General features: G+C 63.1%; 15 protein-coding genes. 7 read left to right on the top strand and 8 right to left on the bottom strand.

All coding sequences use genetic code 11. The features are described 5' to 3' along the window. Nucleotides 1–44: 44 nt before the first annotated feature. Nucleotides 45–998, bottom strand: coding sequence for a LysR family transcriptional regulator (locus AC3WOG_RS12015; RefSeq protein WP_492578208.1), 954 nt, complete (start codon nt 996–998; stop codon nt 45–47). 171 nt (nt 999–1,169) lie between these two features. On the opposite strand from AC3WOG_RS12015, the gene AC3WOG_RS12010 reads away from it, so the two are divergent. Both AC3WOG_RS12010 and AC3WOG_RS12005 read left to right on the top strand, forming a co-directional pair. Beyond that, nucleotides 1,170–2,186: a zinc-binding alcohol dehydrogenase family protein gene (locus AC3WOG_RS12010; protein WP_492578207.1), complete on the top strand. Its 1,017-nt coding sequence runs from the start codon at nt 1,170–1,172 to the stop codon at nt 2,184–2,186. 314 nt (nt 2,187–2,500) lie between these two features. Then, nucleotides 2,501–3,058 (top strand): DUF6013 family protein, encoded by a 558-nt coding sequence (locus tag AC3WOG_RS12005; RefSeq protein WP_492578206.1) that lies wholly within the window; start codon nt 2,501–2,503, stop codon nt 3,056–3,058. Nucleotides 3,059–3,078: 20 nt separating this feature from the next. Here the strand turns inward: AC3WOG_RS12005 and AC3WOG_RS12000 are convergent, their stop codons facing one another. Together AC3WOG_RS12000 and AC3WOG_RS11995 are read right to left on the bottom strand one after the other, a co-directional pair. Beyond that, nucleotides 3,079–3,885, bottom strand: coding sequence for an ABC transporter permease (locus tag AC3WOG_RS12000; protein ID WP_492578205.1), 807 nt, complete (start codon nt 3,883–3,885; stop codon nt 3,079–3,081). After that, nucleotides 3,882–4,592: an ABC transporter ATP-binding protein gene (locus AC3WOG_RS11995; protein ID WP_492578204.1), complete on the bottom strand. Its 711-nt coding sequence runs from the start codon at nt 4,590–4,592 to the stop codon at nt 3,882–3,884. The genes AC3WOG_RS12000 and AC3WOG_RS11995 overlap by 4 nt, the downstream gene beginning before the upstream one ends. Nucleotides 4,593–4,760: 168 nt before the next feature. Between AC3WOG_RS11995 and AC3WOG_RS11990 the strand changes: the two genes are divergently transcribed. Then, a complete protein-coding gene (locus AC3WOG_RS11990; RefSeq protein ID WP_492578203.1) occupies nt 4,761–7,238 on the top strand; it encodes an AsmA family protein in 2,478 nt (825 codons plus the stop codon). 864 nt (nt 7,239–8,102) lie between these two features. Here the strand turns inward: AC3WOG_RS11990 and AC3WOG_RS11985 are convergent. Beyond that, nucleotides 8,103–8,597 carry a hypothetical protein gene (locus AC3WOG_RS11985; protein ID WP_028196609.1) on the bottom strand — a complete coding sequence of 165 codons (495 nt, stop codon included), beginning with the start codon at nt 8,595–8,597 and terminating at the stop codon, nt 8,103–8,105. 391 nt (nt 8,598–8,988) lie between these two features. Here AC3WOG_RS11985 and AC3WOG_RS11980 point away from each other — a divergent pair, with 391 nt between their 5' ends. The 3 genes from AC3WOG_RS11980 to AC3WOG_RS11970 all read left to right on the top strand — a co-directional run bounded on the left by AC3WOG_RS11980 (nt 8,989) and on the right by AC3WOG_RS11970 (nt 13,216). Beyond that, complete coding sequence (locus AC3WOG_RS11980) at nt 8,989–10,599, top strand: sensor histidine kinase (RefSeq protein WP_492578202.1); 1,611 nt, start codon at nt 8,989–8,991, stop codon at nt 10,597–10,599. A gap of 85 nt (nt 10,600–10,684) precedes the next feature. Further along, nucleotides 10,685–11,164 (top strand): response regulator, encoded by a 480-nt coding sequence (locus AC3WOG_RS11975; protein ID WP_492578201.1) that lies wholly within the window; start codon nt 10,685–10,687, stop codon nt 11,162–11,164. A 78-nt stretch (nt 11,165–11,242) separates the two neighbouring features. Beyond that, nucleotides 11,243–13,216 carry a hybrid sensor histidine kinase/response regulator gene (locus AC3WOG_RS11970; RefSeq protein WP_492578200.1) on the top strand — a complete coding sequence of 658 codons (1,974 nt, stop codon included), beginning with the start codon at nt 11,243–11,245 and terminating at the stop codon, nt 13,214–13,216. A gap of 122 nt (nt 13,217–13,338) precedes the next feature. On the opposite strand, the gene mscL is transcribed toward AC3WOG_RS11970, so the two are convergent. The 4 genes from mscL to mfd form a co-directional block, all read right to left on the bottom strand. Then, entirely contained in the window at nt 13,339–13,785 is a 447-nt protein-coding gene (gene mscL, locus AC3WOG_RS11965; protein ID WP_492578199.1) for a large conductance mechanosensitive channel protein MscL, read from the bottom strand. A gap of 98 nt (nt 13,786–13,883) precedes the next feature. After that, nucleotides 13,884–14,918: a threonine/serine dehydratase family protein gene (locus AC3WOG_RS11960; protein WP_492578198.1), complete on the bottom strand. Its 1,035-nt coding sequence runs from the start codon at nt 14,916–14,918 to the stop codon at nt 13,884–13,886. A gap of 55 nt (nt 14,919–14,973) precedes the next feature. Next, nucleotides 14,974–16,212, bottom strand: coding sequence for an acetylornithine deacetylase (gene argE / locus AC3WOG_RS11955; protein ID WP_492578197.1), 1,239 nt, complete (start codon nt 16,210–16,212; stop codon nt 14,974–14,976). Between the two features lie 151 nt (nt 16,213–16,363). Beyond that, the gene (gene mfd, locus AC3WOG_RS11950; RefSeq protein WP_492578196.1) at nt 16,364–19,846 is read right to left on the bottom strand and encodes a transcription-repair coupling factor; all 3,483 of its coding nucleotides are present in this window, start codon (nt 19,844–19,846) and stop codon (nt 16,364–16,366) included. Nucleotides 19,847–19,967: 121 nt separating this feature from the next. Here mfd and ispD point away from each other — a divergent pair, with 121 nt between their 5' ends. Next, nucleotides 19,968–20,681: a 2-C-methyl-D-erythritol 4-phosphate cytidylyltransferase gene (ispD, locus tag AC3WOG_RS11945; RefSeq protein ID WP_492578195.1), complete on the top strand. Its 714-nt coding sequence runs from the start codon at nt 19,968–19,970 to the stop codon at nt 20,679–20,681. Nucleotides 20,682–20,702 lie beyond the last annotated feature (21 nt).

Below are 20,702 nucleotides of genomic sequence, written 5' to 3'. Positions count from 1 at the left end.
CCAGCGGCGCACGATCCCGTGTTCGCGCCGCGATCTACTGCGCCTCAGTCGGGCTCTGCGTCCCAATACGGCGGATCGCCGAAATGCGCGGCAAGGAACTCGATGAACGCCAACGTCTTGGGCGGCACGAACGCGCGACTCGGATAGACCGCCCAGATTGCGACCTTCTCCGCGAGCGGATAGGTGTCGAGCACGCTGACCAGTTCGCCGCTGCGCAGATACGGCGCAACGTCCCATGTCGATTTGAGCGCGATGCCGAAACCGGCCAGGAGCGCATCGCGAATCACTTCGCCGTTGTCGGTGACGAGGCGCCCGCTCACACGCACATCGAGCGGACCGGCGGGCGTCACGAATGCCCAGTCGCGCTGGTCCGAGAGGATCATGCATTCGTGCTGTATCAGGTCCGAAGGATGATGCGGCGTGCCGCGCGCGGCGAGATAGGCGGGCGCCGCGCAGATCACGCGGCGGTTTGCCGCGAGACGCCGCGCCACCAGCGACGAATCCTTCAACACGCCGACCCGGATCGCCACGTCGATGCCCGCATCGACCAGATCGACGACTTGATCGGTCAGCCGCAAATCGACGCTCACGCCGGGATAGCGGCGCAAAAATTCACCGATCACCGGTGACACGTGCTGCCGCCCGAACGACGACGGCATCGACACCCGCAAGCGGCCCTGCGGTTGGGCCTGGGCACGACCGACGGAGGCGCGCGCGGCGGCGGCCGCATCGAGCAGCGTCTGGGCGCGCGTCATGAACACTTCGCCGTCCAGGGTGAGACTGATGCGGCGCGTGGTCCGGTGCAGCAGGCGCGCGCCGAGCAGCTTTTCCAGCTGCGCGATCCGCGAGCTCGCCACCGCCGCCGACAAGCCGAATTCGCGGCCGGCCGCCGACAGATTGGCCAGCAAGGCCGCCCGGACGAACAACGCGACGTCGAGCAGATCGAGGCGCTCCCGGTCTCGGGGCTTGGGTGGCGCGGAATGGGCAGGGTGATTCATTCTTCTGAATTTCAAAAAGATGTTTCAGTCATTATGGCGGTTTTATAAGAATAAGAACCGGCTTACGATGACATCAAGGCGATCGGAGGCGGCGTCGGCAGTGAGGAGCACCAGACGCCACCCGCCAAGGTCGCCAGTCTTTCAACCCCATCCGAAAGAACAGGAGTTGTGATGAAAGCAGTCGGTCTCTATCGTTATTTGCCGATCGATCAAGCCGAAGCGTTGATCGATGTCGAAATCCAGAAACCCGAAGCCACCGGCCGTGACCTGCTGGTGAAGGTCGAAGCGATCTCGGTCAATCCGGTCGACACCAAAGTGCGCGCCCCGAAAGACACCGTCGAGAAAGAGCCGCGCATACTCGGCTGGGACGCTGCCGGAACAGTGGCGGCGGTTGGGCCGGACGTCACGCTCTTCAAGGTCGGCGATCCGGTGTTTTACGCCGGCAGCATCACACGGCCGGGCGCCAATAGCGAGTTCCATCTGGTCGACGAGCGCATCGTCGGGCGCAAGCCGGCGTCGCTCGATTTCAGCCACGCGGCCGCTTTGCCATTGACCGCGATCACCGCATGGGAAGCGCTGTTCGATCGCCTTGGCGTATCGCCGCAAGGCGCGGACGAGGGCCGCACGGTGCTGATCATCGGCGGTGCGGGCGGGGTCGGCTCGATCGGCATCCAGCTGGCCAGGCAACTCGCGAAGCTGAACGTGATCGCGACCGCCTCGCGTCCCGAATCGGCGAAGTGGGCGACGGAGTTGGGCGCGGATCACATCATCGATCACTTCGGCGATATGCCTGCGCAGTTGAAGAAGATCGGCATCGACCAGGTCGATTACGTGCTGGTGTTCAACGACACCGACAGGCACTTCCCGGCGGCGGCCGAAGTTGTCAAACCACAGGGCGGCATTTGCACGATCGTCGAAAACAGCAAGCCGGTCCCTGTCGAACTGTTGAAGGCGAAAAGCGCCGCGTTCCATTGGGAGTTCATGTTTACGCGTTCGATGTTCGGCACGCCCGACATGATCGAGCAGCATAAGCTGCTGACCGAAGTAGCGCGTCTGGTCGATGCGGGCACGTTGCGCACGACGGTCGGTCAGGATCTCGGCAAGATCAACGCCGAAAACCTGCGCCGCGCGCACCAACTGCTCGAACAGGGGCGTGCGATCGGCAAGCTGGTGCTGACGGGTTTCTAAGCCGCGCGTAGTCCGATGACGGAGCATGGCCGGCCTCGCAAATGCGTCGCCGGCCATGTGTCTTTCGGAGAGGACTCAATGCGAGGTCGTGGCATTGCGTAAGGGCGAATCGCACACGCGGAAAACGCGTCGCCGTAAGCGGGTTAACACCCGATTCGTATGAAGCGCGCGCATGGCCGCTTGGCGTTAGACTGGTAGGGCATCATGCTAAAACAGTTGCGTGTCTCGTGGTTCGCCCGGCCAGTCGCCATCAGGCTCGAGTCAGGCAGTAGCGCTTAAGCGAGCGCGCAGCGGCACAACAACGAGGTGACAGTATGAGCTTCAGACTTTCCGCCGTTTCGCTTGTTGTTTCTCTCGCCTGCGCATTGGCGCCCGGCGCGCTCGTGCCGGTAGCCCGCGCGGCCACGCCGATCACGGTCACGTCGCAGGCCGCCACCGATGGTCCGATCCGCTATACCGTCCGCGTCACGTCGAAACAGTTCGGCAATTCACAGGAAACGCGCACGATCCGCTCCGGCGAATCGGATGACTTCACGTGGAAGACCGTGCCGCCGGGTGGGCCGGTCCCCGCGGCTGACACCTGTCCGAATTACGCATCGCTGCCGGTCGATACCAACGGCGCAATGATTCGTCAGACGCAGATCCGCTTTGCGCCCGTGGTCGCCGGTGACGGCACCGCGACCGTGCAACTGAGCTTCCAGGCGCAGACGCCGCACGGCGTCAAGACGGTGACGAACGCCGGCAAAACGCTCAAGTGTCCGAACGACGTGAGCATCAGCCAGATTCTGCGCTTTACGATGCCGACCAACGGCAGCACGAAGACGCTGACGCTCACCGATGGCACCCAGGTGGCGGTATCGGCGAAGCGTTGAGTGGTGCGCGGGGAGGGTAGTCAACGCTGCGCCGCCGGCCGCTCCACCAGCCGCGCGGCCAGAAACCGATGCTCGGCCGAGAAGAGCCGCCGGTAGGTCAGCAGCACCGCGCCCACCGTCCCCAAAGCCGACGATGCCGCGATCAGAAACATGATCACGATCTGATAGCGCACCGCCTGCAACGGCGACTGACCGGCCAGCACCTGGCCGGTCATCATCCCGGGCAAACTCACCACGCCGACCACCGCCATCTGATTCAGCGTCGGCATCATGCCCGCGCGCACTGCCTGCCGCGCCGGCGCCTGCGCCGCTTCCCAACGCGTCGCGCCGAGTGCGAGCGCCATGTCGACGCGGTCGCGCCGCGCGGTCAACTCCTCGGTCATCCGTTCGATGCCGAGCGACACGCCGGTCAACGTATTGCCGAGGATCATGCCGAGGATCGGGATCGCATATTGCGGCTCGTACCATGGATGAATGCGAATCACGACGAAGAGTCCGAGCGCCGCCACCAGCCACGAACTGACCCAGATCGACAGCACGCTGTCCACACGTTGCCCGGCATAGGTGCGGTTGCCGCGCTGCGCGCCCGCGAAGCCGGCGATCAGCGTCATCACGATCATCAACGGCAGTACCACGAACCAGTGGTCATAGCGGAACACCCAGCCGAGCACATAGCCGATCGCCAGCAACTGCAGCACGGTGCGCGCTGCCGCCCACGCCAGCGTGCGTTCGAGATCCAGCTTGAGGGCCACCGAGACCACGCCGTTCACGACAATCAGTAACGCAGCAATCGCCACGTCCCAGAGGCTCAGGTTTTGCAATGTCATTGGTCGAGCTCCTGATGAGCCTGCGTCACGGCTGATTCGTCGAGCACACCCGCGCGCATCGTCAGATGCCGCTCGCTCATGCGCACGGCCTGCGCCGGATCGTGCGACACCCACACCGATGCGTGCCCGCCTGGATCGGCATCGAACCACGCGTGCACCAGGCCCTCGATCGCACGCGACGATTCCGGGTCGAGCGATGCGGTCGGCTCGTCGAGCAGCAGGACTTCGGGCGCCAGTTGCAAGACGCGGATTAGCGCGGTGATCTGCGCCTCGCCGCCGGAGAGTTCGCTCGCGCGCTTGTCGAGGAAATCGCCGCCGCGCCCGGCCTGAGCGGCGAGGCTTGCCGCACGCGCCCGGTCGAAGCGGACATCGCGATAGGTTCGCAGCTCAAACGGATAGCGCAGATTGTCTTCGACGCTGCCGTCGAGGAGCGCGGGCCGCTGCCGGATATACGCGACGTTGCGCCGGTAACGGGGAATCGCGGCGCGCTCGACCGGCGCGCCGCGCCACATGATGCGTCCTGCATCGAGCGGATCGAGCAGGGCCAGTGCGCGCAGAAACACGCTTTTGCCTGACCCCGACGGCCCGGTGACCGCGACCCGGTCGCCCGCCTGCAAGGCGAAATGGGTCGGCTGCAGGAGGCTTTGCCCGCGCAGCGCAGCGCGCCGGGCGATGCCGTCGGCAAGGACTAAAGGAACATCGTTCATGAGCGGAGACGTTGTGGGGTTTTGCATTTTCTCGGGCGTGGCCGTGACGTCGCCGCGACATTCACATCGCACGCAACGTGCACTTGAGCTGTGCGGCATGATAAAACGACAACTATCTGGCACGATACGTGCTGTCAGATATACAACGAAGAAACCGCGGAGCCCTGAATGGCAGTGTCGAGCACAATTGGAAGACGGATCGGAAAAATCATCGCATGGCTGCTGGGGATCATCGTCGTTCTGATTGCTGCGCTGGCGATTTTTATTCTGACCTTTGACTGGAACCGGGCTCGACCGTGGGTCAACGACAAAGTGACGCAGGCGATCGGCCGGCCGTTCGCGATCACCGGCGATCTGAAAGTAGGGTGGCGTCAGCCGGCGGGCGAGACCGGTTGGCATGGCTGGGTGCCCTGGCCGCGCTTCTCGGCAGCCAACATCACGGTGGGCAATCCCGTGTGGAGCAAACAGCCGCACTTCGCGACGCTCGACGAGATCGACTTCGAGGTCGAGGTACTGCCGCTGCTCGCGCACGACATCGTGATTCCCGCGATCAACCTGGTGAATCCTTCGGTCGGCCTCGAGCGCCTGCTCGACGGACGCAATAACTGGACCTTCAATTTACCTGCTTCGACCGGGCCTTCGGAATGGAAGCTCGATCTGCACGACATCGCGTTTGCGAAGGGCAATGTCGCGCTGTCGGACCAGCAGAAGAGGATCGAGATGCAGGCCGTCATCGATACGCTCGGCCAGCCGATTCCGCTCGGCGAGGCGATGAAACAGCAGGAAGAGGCGTCGCGCAACGCGTCGGCGGAGGTGGTCGGTAAGGCGGGCGCGAGCAAGCTAGCCGCGCAGGCGAGCGCCGCGGCGGCGTCCGAGGCAGCAGCGGCTTCGGCGGCGGCAGCTTCCGGCGCTGCGTCGACGGACGTTAATGCTTCGGCTGCGATGGCGGGCGCAGGCGCCTCGGGTGCGCTGGTCGCCGGCGGTTCAAAGGAGCCAGGCAAAGCGGCAAGCGAAGGCGCGAGTGGTGCAGCGGCCGCATCGGCATCGACCGCTGGGGGGACGAGCACGGCGGGCCGCGCCGAGCCGGCGATTGCGCCGTATGCGATTGGCTGGATCATTAAGGGCACCTACAACAGGACGCCGCTGTCGGGCAGCGGCAAGGTCGGCGGTGTGCTGGCGTTGCAGGATGCGAACCGGCCATTCCCGGTGCAGGCCGATGTCAAGGCCGGCGATCTGCATGTCGGACTGGTTGGCACGATTACCGATCCGGCACATCTTGCCGCGGTCGACCTGCGCCTCTGGCTGCAAGGCAACAGCATGGCGCGGCTCTATTCGCTGACCGGCGTGACCTTGCCGGACACGCCGCCATATGCGACTGACGGCCGTCTTGTCGGTCAGTTCAAGGCCGGCGGCAGCGTCTTCAGGTATGAAAATTTTACGGGCCGGGTAGGCGGCAGCGATCTGAATGGTTCGCTGACCTATACGGCACGCGAGCCGCGTCCGCTGCTGGACGGTGAACTGGTGTCGCACCTGTTGCAATTCGCCGATCTGGCGCCGGTGATCGGCGCGGACTCGAACGTGAGCAAGGCCAGGCGCGGCGACACGACGCGACAGCCGAGCAACAAGGCGTTGCCGGTCGAAGAATTTCGCACCGACCGTTGGAAGGCGATCGACGCCGACGTGAAGTTCACCGGCCGCCGCATCGTTAAGGACGCAAGCCTGCCGATCACCGATCTGTACACGCACGTCGTCCTGACCGACGGCGTGCTTTCGCTGGAGCCATTGAGTTTCGGCGTGGCTGGCGGCACGCTGGCATCCGACATTCATCTGGACGGCAGCACGGCGCCGCTCAAGGGACGCTTCTCCACGTCGGCGCGCCATCTGAAGCTCAAGCAACTGTTCCCGAACGTCAAGACTATGCAAAACGCGCTTGGCGAGATCAACGGCGACGCGGCGCTGAGCGCGACCGGCAATTCGCCGGCGGCGTTGGCTGCGACTTCGAACGGCGAGGTGAAGGCGCTGGTTACCGACGGTACCGTGAGCCGCCTGTTGATGGAGGCGGCCGGCCTGAACGTGGCGAACGTCGTCTACGAAAAACTGTTTGGCGATCGCGACGTGAAGATCAACTGCGCCGCGGCCGATTTTGTCGCGACCAACGGCGTGCTTAATGCGCGCGTTTTCGCGCTCGATACGGACGATGCGGTGATCGACATCGACGGCAACGTGAATTTGCGCGACGAATCGATGGGCCTGGGCGTGCATCCGCATACCAAGGGTTTCCGGGTGTTTTCGCTGCGCTCGCCGTTGTATGTGAAGGGAACTTTCAAGGATCCCCATGTCGGGGTCGATGCTGCCGCGTTGGCATTGCGGGGCGGTGCTGTTATTGGGCTTGGGTTGATCAATCCGTTTGCAGCGTTGATTCCATTGCTCGCGCCTAGCAATAGTAAGCCGTTGGCTTGTAATCAGTTGCTGTCGCAGGTGAGGCAGGCGCCGACTGCGCCGCCGCCGGGGCAGAAGCAGCTGCCTAAGGCTGCTATTTCATTGGACGGTGTGGCGGGTAATAAGTCTGATTCTTCGCCTGCTGTGAGTGGTAAGAGGCCGGCTGTTGGGGCGCCGGCTAATGCGGCTGAATATAAAGGGAGTTGATTTTTTTGTTTGCCTTCGTGGTGAACGTTTTTTTTGCATTTCGCGGCGCTCGTTGTCTGTTTGCCTGCGGCGTTGGCCTTTCCTTGATTTGTTATTGGTTTATTAGCGTCCCCCCTGTGCGGGGGAGCACCTACTTTTCTTTGCCTGCCGCAAAGAAAAGTAGGCAAAAGAAAGCGGCTTTACACCGCTAGATCTTAAGCGGGTCCCCTGGCTTGGAGGAGGCAGTGGAGCATCTGGAATCTGTGTTCTCGCGCATTCCGCACTTGTGACAAGGCAGTTATCCTTCCCGCCTCGCACTGCGTGCTTACCGGAACGGTCCGCCGGGCAAACCAGTGGCTTCGTTTTTGGTTTGGTGGGGCCATCGGTTTCGCCTCGGCGAGGCGCCGAATGGCTTACGGTTTGAAAGTGCCGCCAGTACGCTAGAGAAAACTAGCAGTTTTATGAACTACAGCGGGGCGCCAGACATGGCGGGCGGTTCGATGAAGTAGCGTAGCGTGCCAAAAATGGCGGGCGGTTTGATGAAGTACCGCTGCGGCGCGCGCAGCGCCGCCGGAAAAATGACGGCCTTGTCACCAGCGCCGAATGTGCGAGGGCACGGATTCCAGATGCTCCACTGCCTCCTCCAAGCCAGGGGACCCGCTTGGCATTAGCGGTGTAAAGCCGCTTTCTTTGCTTACTTTCTTTGCGGCGGCAAAGAAAGTAAGTGCCTGCCCCGCACAGGGGCGACGCTAATAGACCACCAAGAAATCAAGGAAAGGCCAACGCCGCAGGCACACAGACAGAAAGCGCCGAGTAGGCAGAGAAAGCGAGGAAAGCCACCACCCCAGGCAGACAGAACAAAATCCGCCTGAAGGGCAAAAAACCTTACCTCAAAGACCGCGGAGCGGCATCCCCAGCGGCATCCTGCCGCCGAACCCCCCGGCGGGCGCCACCAACCCGGGTGGCGCCAAACTCCGTCAGGATCTTCCCCCTGGCCCGGCTGGCAAAGACCAAAAACCCAAACCCATCGGCCTCGTACCAATACCCGCCATTCTCCAGCCCATCGAGCGGCTGTTCCAACGCATTGGTAATGGACTCAATACAACGCCGCCGCAACTCAGCCGGCGCCGGATAAGGCGGCTGCGCCCCTCGCACGCTGCACAAAAGGACATCGAGCCCTGGCAGTACGTGCGCATAGAGCACCGGTTCGTCCTGCGCGCGAGCGCGCGCAATCTTGGTGTCGAGCTGGCCGAACGGTTTGAAATGCCGCAGCACCGCGAGGAACGACTCATCGCCGTCCACCTTCGCGCGTCTACGCTTTTTCGGGAAGGACATAAAAATTCGCCTGAAAAAGAATTGCAAGAAACGCAGCGTCCTCATGCGACCACTCCCGGCTTCGCGCGCCGCACGTCGATCTTTTATAGCATACGACAAGGCCGGATTCACGGTGATTCGACGACTGCGCCGTCACACCGCCTCCCGCACGAATCATGCCGAACCGCCTCGCCGCGCGCTTTCGCTTCCCAGCACATCTGTCTCCATCATAGACGCACGCGCCGCCGAAAAAACACATGTGATCAATAAAAAAGTCATTTTTATGTGGGCGAGCGCATCTTGTCTCTACGTTGAAATATCTCACATTCGCGTCGATAATGGCCCGTCCGGCTGCGCCGCGCCGCGCCGCGCTCGCCGTCCGGCACCGCGGCCAGGCAGCATGGCCAGGTTGCAAGCTGTCCTCGCGTGCCGCCGGGGCCTGACCCATTGGGCGAACATGAAACTTTTCACCAAGGGTCTGCTGCTGATTGCAGTGCCGAGCGTGGTCGAGCTGGCGCTTCTGGGCGTCGTCTTCGATACCCAGGAGCAAACGGCGCAGGCCGCGCAGTGGGTCGCCAACAGCAAGCAGATCCTCTATCAGTCGTCGGTCATCGTCGATCCGCTGCTGCGTCAGGCCGCGCGGGTGCGCACGGGTATGGTCGTCGGCGATCCATTGTTTATTGACCGTCATACAGTGTGGGTCGAGCTCGGCGACCGGCTTGCGCATCTCGAGGCGCTGGTCGCCGATACGCCGCAACAAGTCCGGCGCGTGCGCAATATGCAACAGGCGATCGAAGCGTATCGCGCGCAGACCGCCGCGATCTCGCAGGCGCTGCATGCGCGGCGCAGTCTGAATGCGTTCGCCGCGCTGGAAGGCGGCGCGCTGCCTCAGCAGATCGCGCTGTTCCGCGACGAGCTTGCTGCGTTCGACAGCGAGGCGTCACGGCTCGACGCCGAGCGCGGCGCGTCCCTCGCGCGGCGGCGCGAGCGCCAGCAATATGCGCTGATCGCCGCGGTGATCGGCTCGATGCTGATCTGGGCAGCCACCGCCGTGGCGTTTGCGCGCAGCATCGGCCGGCGGCTGGAAGTGTTGACCGATAACGCCGAGCGCCTAGGCAACGGGCGGCCGCTCGCGGCGCGGCTTTCCGGCAACGACGAAATCGCCGCACTCGATGCGGTGCTTCATCAGACGGGCGCCCGTTTGCGCGAAGCGGAAGGCGAGCAGGCCATGCTGAAAGCGCGGCTCCAGGCGCGCGCACAGGAGCTCGCAGGCGTCAACGAGGAGTTGCGCCAGGAAACGCAAGACAACGAAATGTTCATTTATAGCGTGTCGCACGATCTGCGCTCGCCGCTGGTGAATCTACAAGGTTTTTCGAAAGAGTTACAGGTGTCGTGCGACGAACTGCACAGCACCGTCGAGGCGGCTAACTTGCCGCAAGCCCAGCATCGACGCATGGTGCATATCCTCGACGGCGACGTGCGGGAGTCATTGCAATATCTGCGTACCGCGGTGACGCGGGCCGCGGCGATCATCGACGCGCTGCTGCGCATTTCGCGCGCCGGCCGGCTCGAATATCAGTGGCAGCGCGTGAGCGTCGGGCGAGTGGTGGGCCGGGTGGTCGATGCGCTGCAGGGCGCGATCAAGCAGCGCGCGGCGGTGGTCACCGTGCGCGAGTTGCCGCCCGCGTGGGGCGACCCGGGCGCGATCGAACAGATTTTCAGTAACCTGATCGGCAACGCGCTCAACTATCTCGACCCGGTGCGTCACGGGCGCATCGAGATCGGCGCACTGGAGCCGGAAGCGGTGGACGAAAAGGAGCCGGGCGTGCTGCGCACCCGCACCTATTACGTGCGCGATAACGGACTTGGGATTCCGGCCGCGTATATGTCGAAGGTGTTCCGCGCGTTTCAGCGTCTGCACGGCGACGTCGCGAGCGGCGAGGGCATCGGGCTTGCGGTGGTGCGGCGCATGGTGGAGCGGCACGGCGGCCGGGTTTGGGTGGAGTCGGCGGAAGGCGCGGGGTCGACCTTTTTCGTTGTGCTGCCGGAACAGCCGGCGCGCCATTGAAGTGTTATCGAATCGAGATCGGCAGCCGGGGCAATGGGGATACCTGGAACAGTATGCATAAACGAATCGTCGGTACGGAGGGCATATGAGTCACGGGGAGACGGTCAGCATCGTGCTGATCGAAGACGACGACGGCCACGCAACGCTTGTCGAGCGCAATTTGCGCCGCGCCGGTATTTCGAACGGTTTCGTGCGTTTTCGCGACGGTCAGCAAGCGCTCGATTATTTTTTCGGCCCGGCGCCGGCCGACCCCGCCGCGAGTCCCTATCCGCCACGCGAAGATCTGACGAATTTCGTCGTGCTGCTGGATCTGAAGATGCCGCGCGTCGATGGTTTCGAAGTACTGCGGCGCTTGAAGGATTCGCCGCAGACCGCCGCGGTGCCGGTCATCGTCCTGACCACGACCGACGATCCACGCGAAATCGCGCGCTGCTATGAGCTCGGCTGCAACGTCTACATCACCAAGCCGGTCGAGTACGATGCGTTCATCGAAGCGGTGCGGCGTCTCGGCTTTTTCCTGCAGGTGGTCAAGCTGCCGCCCGGTCATCGGCTGGCGGCGCCATGACGGGCGCCTCATAGCAGACGCCCGAAAGCAGCCCATGACAAACATAGCGACACCAGACCTAGTCAAAGAAGATTCCGCATGACCCCAGAAGTATCCACGCTGCCCGCCGCGTATGTGCTGGTCGTCGACGACGACGAAGGTATTCTGCGGCTCGCGCGCAAGTCGCTCGAGCGCGCCGGCTGCCGGGTGGCGATCTGCGCCGGTGTCGAGGCGGCCCGCGAGCGGCTCGCCGCGGGCTCTCCCGACCTGCTGGTGCTCGATTACCAGCTCAGCGGGCCGGAGACCGGCCTCGACTTCTTTCGCCGTTTGCGCGCTGAGGGCGTGCGGATTCCCGCCATTCTCGTGACCGGTTTCACCGACGAATCCCGCGTGATCGAAGCGTTGCGCGCGGGCGTGTCCGACGTGGTGCCGAAATCCGGCGATTACCTCGATTACCTGCCCGAAGCCGTCGAGCGGGTGCTGTCGCAAGTGCGCTTGCAGAAAGCCTCGGACGAAGCCTTGCTGCTGCGCGATCGCGAACAGCATTACCGGACCTTGTCGGAGGCGTTGCCGCACCTTGTGCTGACCTGTAACGCCGAGGGCGATTGCGATTTTCTGTCGAAGCAGTGGTTCGACTACACGGGGCTGGCCGAAAGCAGTTCGTACGGCCTCGCATGGCTCGACGCCGTGCATGCCGACGACCGCGAGGAAATCCGCAGCAGCTGGCTCAAGGCGGTGAAGAGCGGTGCCGGCGACTATCGGCACGAACTGCGGATTCGCCGCCACGACGGCGAATATCGCTGGTTCGACGCTCGCGTGGTCGCCATGCGCGACGCAGACGGCAACGTCAGCAAATGGTTCGGCAGTTGCACGGACATTCATCCGCAGCGTGAAGCGATCGAAGAGCGCGAACGCCTGCTCGCGTCGGAGCAGGCCGCCCGCCAGATCGCCGAAGAGGCCAACCGCGCGAAGGACCGCTTTCTGGCGATGCTGTCGCATGAATTGCGCACGCCGCTCACACCGGTGCTGGCCGGCGCCAGCGTGCTGGAGATGATCGCGGATCTGCCCGAGCAGGCGCGCGCGAGCGTGCGCATGATCCGTCGCAACGTCGAACTCGAAGCGCGGCTGATCGACGACTTGCTCGACCTCACGCGGGTGGCGAACGGCAAGCTGCGTCTATCGCTGGAAACCGTCGACGTGCACGACGTGCTCGACAGCGTGCTCGAACTGTTTCGCAGCGAGATCCAGGTCAAGCAGCAGGACGTGCACGTGCACAAGAACGCGCAGCACCATTACGTGCTGGCCGACCGTGCACGGCTGCAACAGATGCTGTGGAACCTGATTCGCAACGCCGCCAAGTTCACGCCGGACGGCGGCCATATCTACGTGCGCACGCGCGACGAACGCATGCACGTGCAGATCTCGGTTGAAGACACGGGTATCGGCATCGAACCGGAGCAGATCGGCAAGCTGTTCAACGCGTTCGAGCAGGGCAACCAGAACATGACGCGGCAGTTCGGCGGGCTCGGCCTCGGCCTTGCGATCACCAAGGCGCTGACCGACGTGCATGGCGGCACAGTGATCGCGCAAAGCCCGGGCGCGCATTGCGGCGCGACGTTCACGATCACGCTGCCGACCGCCGCGAAACCCGCCGAGGCGCCCCTCGTTAGCGCGCCGGCTGAAGTGCATGCGGCAGGCCTCCTGACCATTCTGTTAATTGAGGACCACCTCGATACCGCGGAGGTGATGGCGCAGCTGATTCGCAGCCTCGGACATGACGTGACGGTGGTCGGGCGCGTGGACGATGCGCTGGCCGCCACTCAGGCGCGCACCTTTGAGCTGGTGATCAGCGACGTGGGATTGCCCGACGGCACAGGCCTCGATTTCATCAAGGCGTTCCGCGAGCATTCGGACGTGCCCGCGGTTGCGTTGACAGGCTTCGGCACCGACGAAGACGTGCGCCGTTGTCTGAGCGCCGGTTTCACTTCGCATTTGACCAAGCCGGTCAATTTCGGCCAGCTTGAAACGATGATTGAAAGCGCGGTGAATCGGAAGGCGCGGCAGGATGAATAGTGCACCGGATGGACATTTTTGTGCTGTGTGCTGTGTGTTGAGCGCACGATAAAAAAGGCCTGCTGCGAGTCAATCGCAGCAGGCCTTTTTATTGGACCCGGCTTATGTGCCGGGTCGAATGCTTAACGCGCCGAGTTCTTCAGGGAATCGCGGATTTCGCGCAGCAGCAGCACGTCTTCTGACGGCTCGGCCGGTGCGGCCGGCGCGGCCTCAGCCGGCTTGCGCAAATTGTTGATGAACTTGACCATCAGGAAGATGATGAACGCGAGGATGATGAAGTTGATCAGGACGGTGATAAACGAGCCATAACCGAACACGGCAACGCCTGCCGTCTGCAAGTCTTTATACGACTCCGGGCTGCCTTTGAAGCTGGCGGGAATGTCACCCAGACGGATGAACTTGTTGGAGAAATCGAGGCCGCCGGTGGCAACCCCGACAACCGGCATGATCAGGTCTTTAACAATCGAATTGACGATGGTGGAAAAAGCGCCGCCGATAATCACCCCGACGGCGAGATCCATCACGTTGCCCTTGAGGGCAAATTCCTTGAATTCCTTGATCATGCTCATAGAGGCTCCCCCTGAAAATTGATACCCGAATGATACCAACCTCAGAAGGATAGGCTAGTCCCTTGGCCGGGAAAGGCGTCATGGATTGTTAAATTGAATTAAGCCGGAGACTCCGGCGTCAGCGAGCGAGCCCGTTCGATGTGTGCGGAAAAACTGACCGGGTCAGTGTTGGTGCCGCATAGCAGAACGCCGACACGCTTGCCTTGCAGCTTTTCGCGCAGCGGTCCGAGCAACGCTGCCGTTGCGGCGGCGCAGGCCGGTTCGACCGCTAGCTTAAGTTGTCCGAACAAGATCAGCATGGCCGAGCGCAGTTGATCGTCCGATACGGTGACGAGCTGGTCGATGTGCCGGCGGCATAGTTCGTAGCTGTATTCTTCGGTGTGCGGCGCCATCAGCGAATCGGCGATGCTGTGCATGGGGCCCATCTTGACCGTGTGATTGGCGGCGAAGCTCTTGCCCATCGCATCCGATCCTTCGGGTTCGACGCCGTACACATGCACACGTGGATTCGCGAGCCTCATTGCCGTGGCGACGCCGGCGGCGAGGCCGCCGCCGCCGATCGGCACGATCACCGCTTCGAGGTCGGGCGTTTGCGTGGTCCATTCGTAGCCGAGGGTGGCCGAACCCAGCACCGTGCGATAGCCGTTGAACGGATGCACGAAGTAGCGGCCTTCCTCCGCCTCGATACGGCGCACCAGTTCGAACGCTTCGGCGAGGTTTTCCGCGAACACGATCTCGGCACGGTACTGCCGGCACAACGCGACACGCGCCGGATTGGCCGCGCGGAACAACACCACCTTCGCGCTGATGCCAAGACGCATCGCCGCATAGGCGATCGCCACCGCATGATTGCCGCCCGATACGCAGGTGACGCCCGCGCTGCGTTGCGCTTCGTCGAGCGCCAGCAGGTTGGTGAACGCGCCGCGGGCCTTGAAGCTGCCGCCCGCTTGCAGCAGTTCGAACTTGAAGTTCACCACCGTGCCTTCCAGCGACGGAAAGTCGAGCCGGTCGAACACCGGCGTTCGCGTGACCCACGGCGCCAACGCAAAATGCTGCGTGGCGATGTCGTCGAGCGTAGGGATCGGCTCGCCGTCGATCGTATGGTCGGTGTGCTGCGGCGTGGCGGTTGACATGGCGTGGGCGTAGTTTTTGTCGATATGCGTAGGACTCTTGTTGAGCCGCTCAGTTTCAGTGCGCGTGTGCGTTCACCGACATGCTGTGAATGAATTTTTGCAGGAAGCGCTCGCAAGCGACAAGCTGATCGAGCGCGACAAATTCGTTCGCCTTGTGCGCCTGCTGGATGTCGCCAGGTCCGCACACGATGCTCGGAATTCCCGCCAGTGAGAACAGCCCGGCTTCCGTGCCGTACGCCACCTTGCGTTTGTCCTGGTCGGCGGTCAATGCCCGCACGAGTTGCGTGATGGCCGCCTGTTCAGACGAATCGAGCCCCGGCGCCGCGGCGATTTTGGTGATCTCGATGGCCGCCAACGGATGCTCGCGTAACATTTTTGGCAGCAGCGTTTCGCGCGCGTATTGTTCGATGCGCGCGAAGATCGGTTCGGGATCGAGCGTGGGCAGATTGCGGAATTCGAACTGGAAGCGGCATTCGGCCGGCACTGTGTTGATCGCATTGCCGCCGGTGATGGTGCTGGTTTGCGCGGTGGTGAAGGGCACGTCGTACAGCTCGTCGAACGGACCTTGTTCGCGGAACTGGTCGGCCATATCGCGGATGTAGCAGATCAGGCGCGCGGCGTATTCGATTGCGTTCAAGCCCTTTGGCGTCAGCGACGAATGGGCGGCCTGGCCGCGTACGCAGCATTGATACGCGTTGATGCCCTTGTGCGCGACGATCGGGCGCATGCTGGTCGGCTCGCCGACGATGCAGCCGTCCGGCTTCACGCCGCGCTTCATCAGGTCTGCAATCAGCAGCGGGGCGCCCGCGCAACCCACTTCTTCATCGAACGATAGTGCGAGGTGAATCGGCTTCGCGAGCCTGGTGCGCTGCATCTCGGGGACCAGCGCAAGCGCTGCGCCGATGAAGCCTTTCATGTCGCAGGTGCCGCGCCCGTACAGTTTGTCGCCGCGAATTTCCGGCTTGAACGGATCGCTGTCCCATTGCTGGCCGTCGACCGGCACGACATCCGTGTGACCCGACAGCACCACGCCGCCGTTGGTCTCGCCATCGTGGGCGGGAATCGTCGCGAACAGGTTGGCCCATTTGCCGCTGTCGTCGTGGGTGAGCGTCGCTTCGATACCGACGGCGCGCAGTTCGTCGCGCACGGTTTCGATCAGACCGAGATTCGGATTGCGGCTCACCGTGTCCATCGACACGAGGCGGGTGACCCAGGGAAGCGAAACAGGCGAGGAGGAATTTGATGCGGAGGCGGGCGTTTGCGGGGACTGCGCTGATTCAGCGACGTGAGACATGGCGAGACTCCAGCATTTGAGTCTTTCGATCATACCCAAAAAAACCGCAGCCGTATGCTGCGGCGCACGTTTTTGCGCACCGCAGCATGAACGTAAAACGGCTAGACGTCGCGCGTTTTTTTAATCGCGCGCCATCGAACGCTATGGCACCCTAACGCGCGGCAACAGCGGCGGCCGTGCCGCGGCTGGGCGTTCCGAGCGCGCGCAAGGTTTCTTTCACTGTCGCGACGCGAACGGCCAGATCCGGGCTGCGCGTTTCGATACGCAGCTTGTCCTGGCCGGCGAGCTTGATGTGCTTATGCTTCTGCACCATCTCGATGATCCGCATCGCGTCGATCGGCGGATTGGGGATGAATTGCAAACCGATCACGGCTTCGCCCGCATCGATCTTCGAAATCCCCAAGGGCTTCGCCGCCAGCCGCAGACGATGCGTCTCCACCAGCGCATGCGCTTGCGGCGGCAACTTGCCGAAGCGGTCGATCAACTCTTCCTGAATGCCGTCGATCGAATCGTGGTGTTCGCAGTTCGCGAGGCGCTTGTAGAGCGACAGACGTTCCTGCACGTCGCCGCAATAGTCCGCCGGCAGAATCGCCGGTGCGTGCAAGTTGATCTCGGTGGTCGCGGCAAGCGGCGCGGTGAGGTCGGGCTCCTTGCCTTCCTTGAGTGCCTTCACGGCGTCGTTCAACATGTCGGTATAGAGCTGGAAACCGATTTCGTGAATCTCGCCCGATTGCTTGTCGCCGAGCACTTCGCCCGTGCCGCGAATTTCGAGGTCGTGCATTGCCAGATAGAAACCCGAACCGAGTTCCTCCATCTGCTGAATCGCTTCGAGCCGGCGCTGCGCCTGCTTCGTCAAACCTTGTGGATCGTGCACCAGCAGATACGAATACGCCTGGTGATGCGAGCGGCCCACGCGGCCACGCAGCTGATGCAATTGTGCGAGACCGAACTTGTCGGAGCGATGAATCAGAATCGTGTTGGCGCTCGGCACGTCGATACCGGTTTCGATAATCGTCGTGCACAACAGCACGTTGGCGCGTTGCGCGACGAAGTCACGCATCACGCGTTCGAGTTCGCGCTCATGCATCTGTCCATGCGCGACCGCGATCCGCGCTTCGGGTACCAGCGCTTCGAGCATCTGCCGGCGATTCTCGATCGTCTCGACTTCGTTATGCAGGAAGTACACCTGGCCGCCGCGCTTCAGTTCGCGCAGCATCGCTTCACGGATCACGCTCTCTTCCTCGCGACGCACGAAGGTCTTGATCGCGAGGCGCTTTTGCGGCGCGGTAGCGATCACCGAGAAATCGCGCAAGCCTTCGAGCGCCATGCCGAGGGTACGCGGAATCGGCGTGGCGGTGAGCGTCAGCACGTCCACTTCGGCTCTGAGTGCCTTCAGCGCCTCTTTCTGACGCACGCCGAAGCGGTGTTCCTCGTCGATGATCACGAGCCCCAGACGCTTGAACTGCACATCCGACGACAGCAGCTTGTGCGTGCCGATCACGATATCGACACTGCCTTCGTTGATCTGCTGGATCGCCGCGTTGACTTCCCTGGTCGACTTGAAGCGCGACAGTTCGGCGATGCGCACCGGCCAATCGGAGAAGCGATCGCTGAAGGTTTGCGTGTGCTGTTCGGCGAGCAGCGTGGTGGGCGAGAGCAGCGCGACCTGCTTGCCGCCCATCACCGCGATGAATGCCGCGCGCAACGCGACTTCGGTCTTGCCGAAGCCGACGTCGCCGCAAACGAGGCGATCCATCGGCTTGCCGCTCGTCATGTCGCCGATCACGGCTGCGATGGCCGCGGCCTGGTCCGGTGTTTCCTCGAAGCCGAAGCTCTCGGCGAACTTCACGTAGTCTTTCGGTTCGAGTGCGAACGCGTGGCCTTCGCGTGCGGCGCGACGGGCATACAGGTTCAGCAGTTCGGCTGCGGTGTCGCGAATCTGCTGCGCGGCTTTGCGTTTGGCCTTTTCCCACTGTCCGGAGCCGAGCGAGTGCAAGGGCGCGCTTTCCGGATCGGCGCCGCTGTAGCGCGAGATCACGTGCAGTTGCGCGACCGGCACGTACAGTTTGCTTTCCGCGGAATATTCGAGGTGCAGGAACTCGGTTTCGCCTTCGCCGAGATCCATGGTGACGAGGCCCATATAGCGGCCGATGCCGTGCTGCGCATGCACGACCGGATCGCCGAGCTTCAGCTCGGACAGGTCGCGCACCATCGAATCGACGTTGCTCGCCTGTTCCTGGCGACGGCGTCCCGCGCGGCGCGCGAGCGGTCCGTATAGCTCGGTTTCGGTGATGATCGCGATGCCGTCGAGCGGCACGGCAAAGCCGTTGGCGAGCGGCGCGACGCCTAGCGAAAAACGCGCGTCGCCGATGAGCCAGTCCTGGAAACTGTCGCTCGATGCGGGCTTCAGATGATTGTCGGCGAGCAGTTGCAGCAGCGTTTCGCGACGGCCTGCGGATTCGGCCGCGAACAGCACGCGGTTCGGCGTGGTGTCGAGATAAGCGCGCAATGCCGAGACCGGATCGTCGGCGTGGCGGTCGATCGCGAGGTTCGGTAACGGCCGGGACCAGCCGCCGCCCGCGTTGGTGGGCAGCACGAGCCGCGCGAACGGCTTGGCGAATGTGAAGAAATCTTCGTCCGACAGGAACAGGCGCTGCGGCTCCAGAATCGGCCGGTCGCGATCGTGCGACAGGAAGTTGTAGCGCTGCTTCGTGTCGTTGGTGAAGCGCTTGATCGCCGCGTCCAGATCGCCGACGAACGCCAGTTGCGCGCCCTCGGGCAGGTAATGGAACAGCGTGGCGGTGTCGTCGAAGAAGAGCGGCAGATAGTATTCGATGCCGGCCGACGGCACGCCGTTGCCGATGTCCTTATAGATCGACGCGCGGCTCGGGTCGCCTTCGAAGGTTTCGCGCCAGCGGCTGCGGAAGGCGGCGCGGGCGGCTTCGTCGAACGGGAATTCCCGGCCCGGCAGCAGACGCACGTCTTTCACCGGATAGAGGCTGCGCTGCGTATCAGGGTCGAACGCGCGAATCGAGTCGACCTGGTCGTCGAACAGGTCGATCCGGTACGGCAGCGGCGAGCCCATCGGATACAGATCGAGCAGCGAGCCGCGCACGCAGTATTCGCCGGGACGCACCACCTGGCTCACGTGTTCGTAGCCGGCGAGCGTCAATTGCGCTTTGAGTTTGGCTTCGTCGAGGCGCTCGCCTTGCGAGAACGAGAACGTGTAGCCGGCCATGAACGACGCGGGCGGCATCCGGTACAGCGCGGTGGTGGCGGGCACCAGCAGGATGTCGCAGCGGCCCTCGCCGAGATCGTGCAGCGTGGCGAGGCGCTCGGACACCAGGTCCTGGTGAGGCGAGAAGGTGTCGTAAGGCAGCGTTTCCCAGTCGGGCAGCAAACGCACGCGTGCCTCGGGCGCGAAAAAGCCGATTTCCTGCGACAGACGCTGCGCATCGACGGCGCTTTCGCAGACGACCGCCAATAGCGGCACCTTCTCGCGGTAGGCGAGATGGTAGCGGGCGATCAGCAGCGCATCGGACGAGCCGTGCGTGCCGTCGAAGGCGAAACGCTGGCCGGCCTTGACGAGCGCGACGGGCGGGGAGTATTGCGATGATGCGGCGATGTCTGGCATAGAAGAGAAAAGGCGGCCTCAGGCTCACACGTGACCGGCAAGTTTACGCGTGTCGGGGCGTGGATGCGAAGGACCTATTATAAAATCCGTCTTTTACTTTGACTTCGCGGCATCCGCACTCGTGACTTCCCGCCTATTTGCCCTGATTCCGTGCGCAGGCACCGGCAGCCGTTCCGGCGCCGCGATGCCCAAACAGTATCGCACCGTTGCCGGCCGCGACATGTTGCATTACTCGCTGGCCGCGTTCGACGCGTGCAGCGAGTTTGCGCAAACGCTGGTCGTGATTGCACCTGACGACCAGCACTTCGACGCCCGCCGTTTCAGCGGCTTGCGTTTCGCCGTGCGTCGTTCCGGCGGGGCTTCGCGCCAGGCGTCGGTGTTGAACGGACTGCATGCGCTGGCCGAATTCGGCGCCCACGACGACGATTGGGTGCTGGTGCACGACGCGGCAAGGCCGGGCATTACGCCTTCCTTGATCCGCACGCTGATTGGCGCGCTGAAGGACGATGCAGTGGGCGGCATCATGGCGCTGCCGGTGGCGGATACGTTGAAGCGTATCGATGCTGGGTCATCCGATGAACGGATTGCCCGGACCGAGGCACGCGATGGTTTATGGCAAGCGCAGACGCCGCAGATGTTCCGTATCGGCATGTTGCGTGAAGCGATTCTGCGGGCGCAGGCGGACGGTCATGATTTGACCGATGAGGCGAGTGCGATCGAGTGGCTTGGGCATGCGCCGAAGCTGGTGCAGGGCAGCTTGCGCAACTTCAAGGTCACTTATCCGGAAGACTTCGATCTGGCCGAGGCGATTCTTTGCCGGCCGCCGGCTTCCTGATTGACGATTTCAATTTTAATT

The organism is Paraburkholderia sp. FW306-02-B (assembly GCF_058782725.1).
The sequence above is the reverse complement of the archived record's forward strand: the minus strand, read 5'-3'. Positions and strand labels throughout refer to the sequence as shown.

Coding starts and splice junctions, on each gene's coding strand:
- AC3WOG_RS11970 (WP_492578200.1), top strand. CDS start 11,243: ATGACCCCAGAAGTATCCACGCTGCCCGCCGCGTATGTGCTGGTCGTC.
- AC3WOG_RS12010 (WP_492578207.1), top strand. CDS start 1,170: ATGAAAGCAGTCGGTCTCTATCGTTATTTGCCGATCGATCAAGCCGAA.
- AC3WOG_RS12015 (WP_492578208.1), bottom strand. CDS start 998: ATGAATCACCCTGCCCATTCCGCGCCACCCAAGCCCCGAGACCGGGAG.
- mscL (WP_492578199.1), bottom strand. CDS start 13,785: ATGAGCATGATCAAGGAATTCAAGGAATTTGCCCTCAAGGGCAACGTG.
- AC3WOG_RS11960 (WP_492578198.1), bottom strand. CDS start 14,918: ATGTCAACCGCCACGCCGCAGCACACCGACCATACGATCGACGGCGAG.
- AC3WOG_RS11990 (WP_492578203.1), top strand. CDS start 4,761: ATGGCAGTGTCGAGCACAATTGGAAGACGGATCGGAAAAATCATCGCA.
- mfd (WP_492578196.1), bottom strand. CDS start 19,846: ATGCCAGACATCGCCGCATCATCGCAATACTCCCCGCCCGTCGCGCTC.
- AC3WOG_RS11980 (WP_492578202.1), top strand. CDS start 8,989: ATGAAACTTTTCACCAAGGGTCTGCTGCTGATTGCAGTGCCGAGCGTG.
- AC3WOG_RS11985 (WP_028196609.1), bottom strand. CDS start 8,597: ATGAGGACGCTGCGTTTCTTGCAATTCTTTTTCAGGCGAATTTTTATG.
- AC3WOG_RS11995 (WP_492578204.1), bottom strand. CDS start 4,592: ATGAACGATGTTCCTTTAGTCCTTGCCGACGGCATCGCCCGGCGCGCT.
- AC3WOG_RS12005 (WP_492578206.1), top strand. CDS start 2,501: ATGAGCTTCAGACTTTCCGCCGTTTCGCTTGTTGTTTCTCTCGCCTGC.
- argE (WP_492578197.1), bottom strand. CDS start 16,212: ATGTCTCACGTCGCTGAATCAGCGCAGTCCCCGCAAACGCCCGCCTCC.
- AC3WOG_RS12000 (WP_492578205.1), bottom strand. CDS start 3,885: ATGACATTGCAAAACCTGAGCCTCTGGGACGTGGCGATTGCTGCGTTA.
- AC3WOG_RS11975 (WP_492578201.1), top strand. CDS start 10,685: ATGAGTCACGGGGAGACGGTCAGCATCGTGCTGATCGAAGACGACGAC.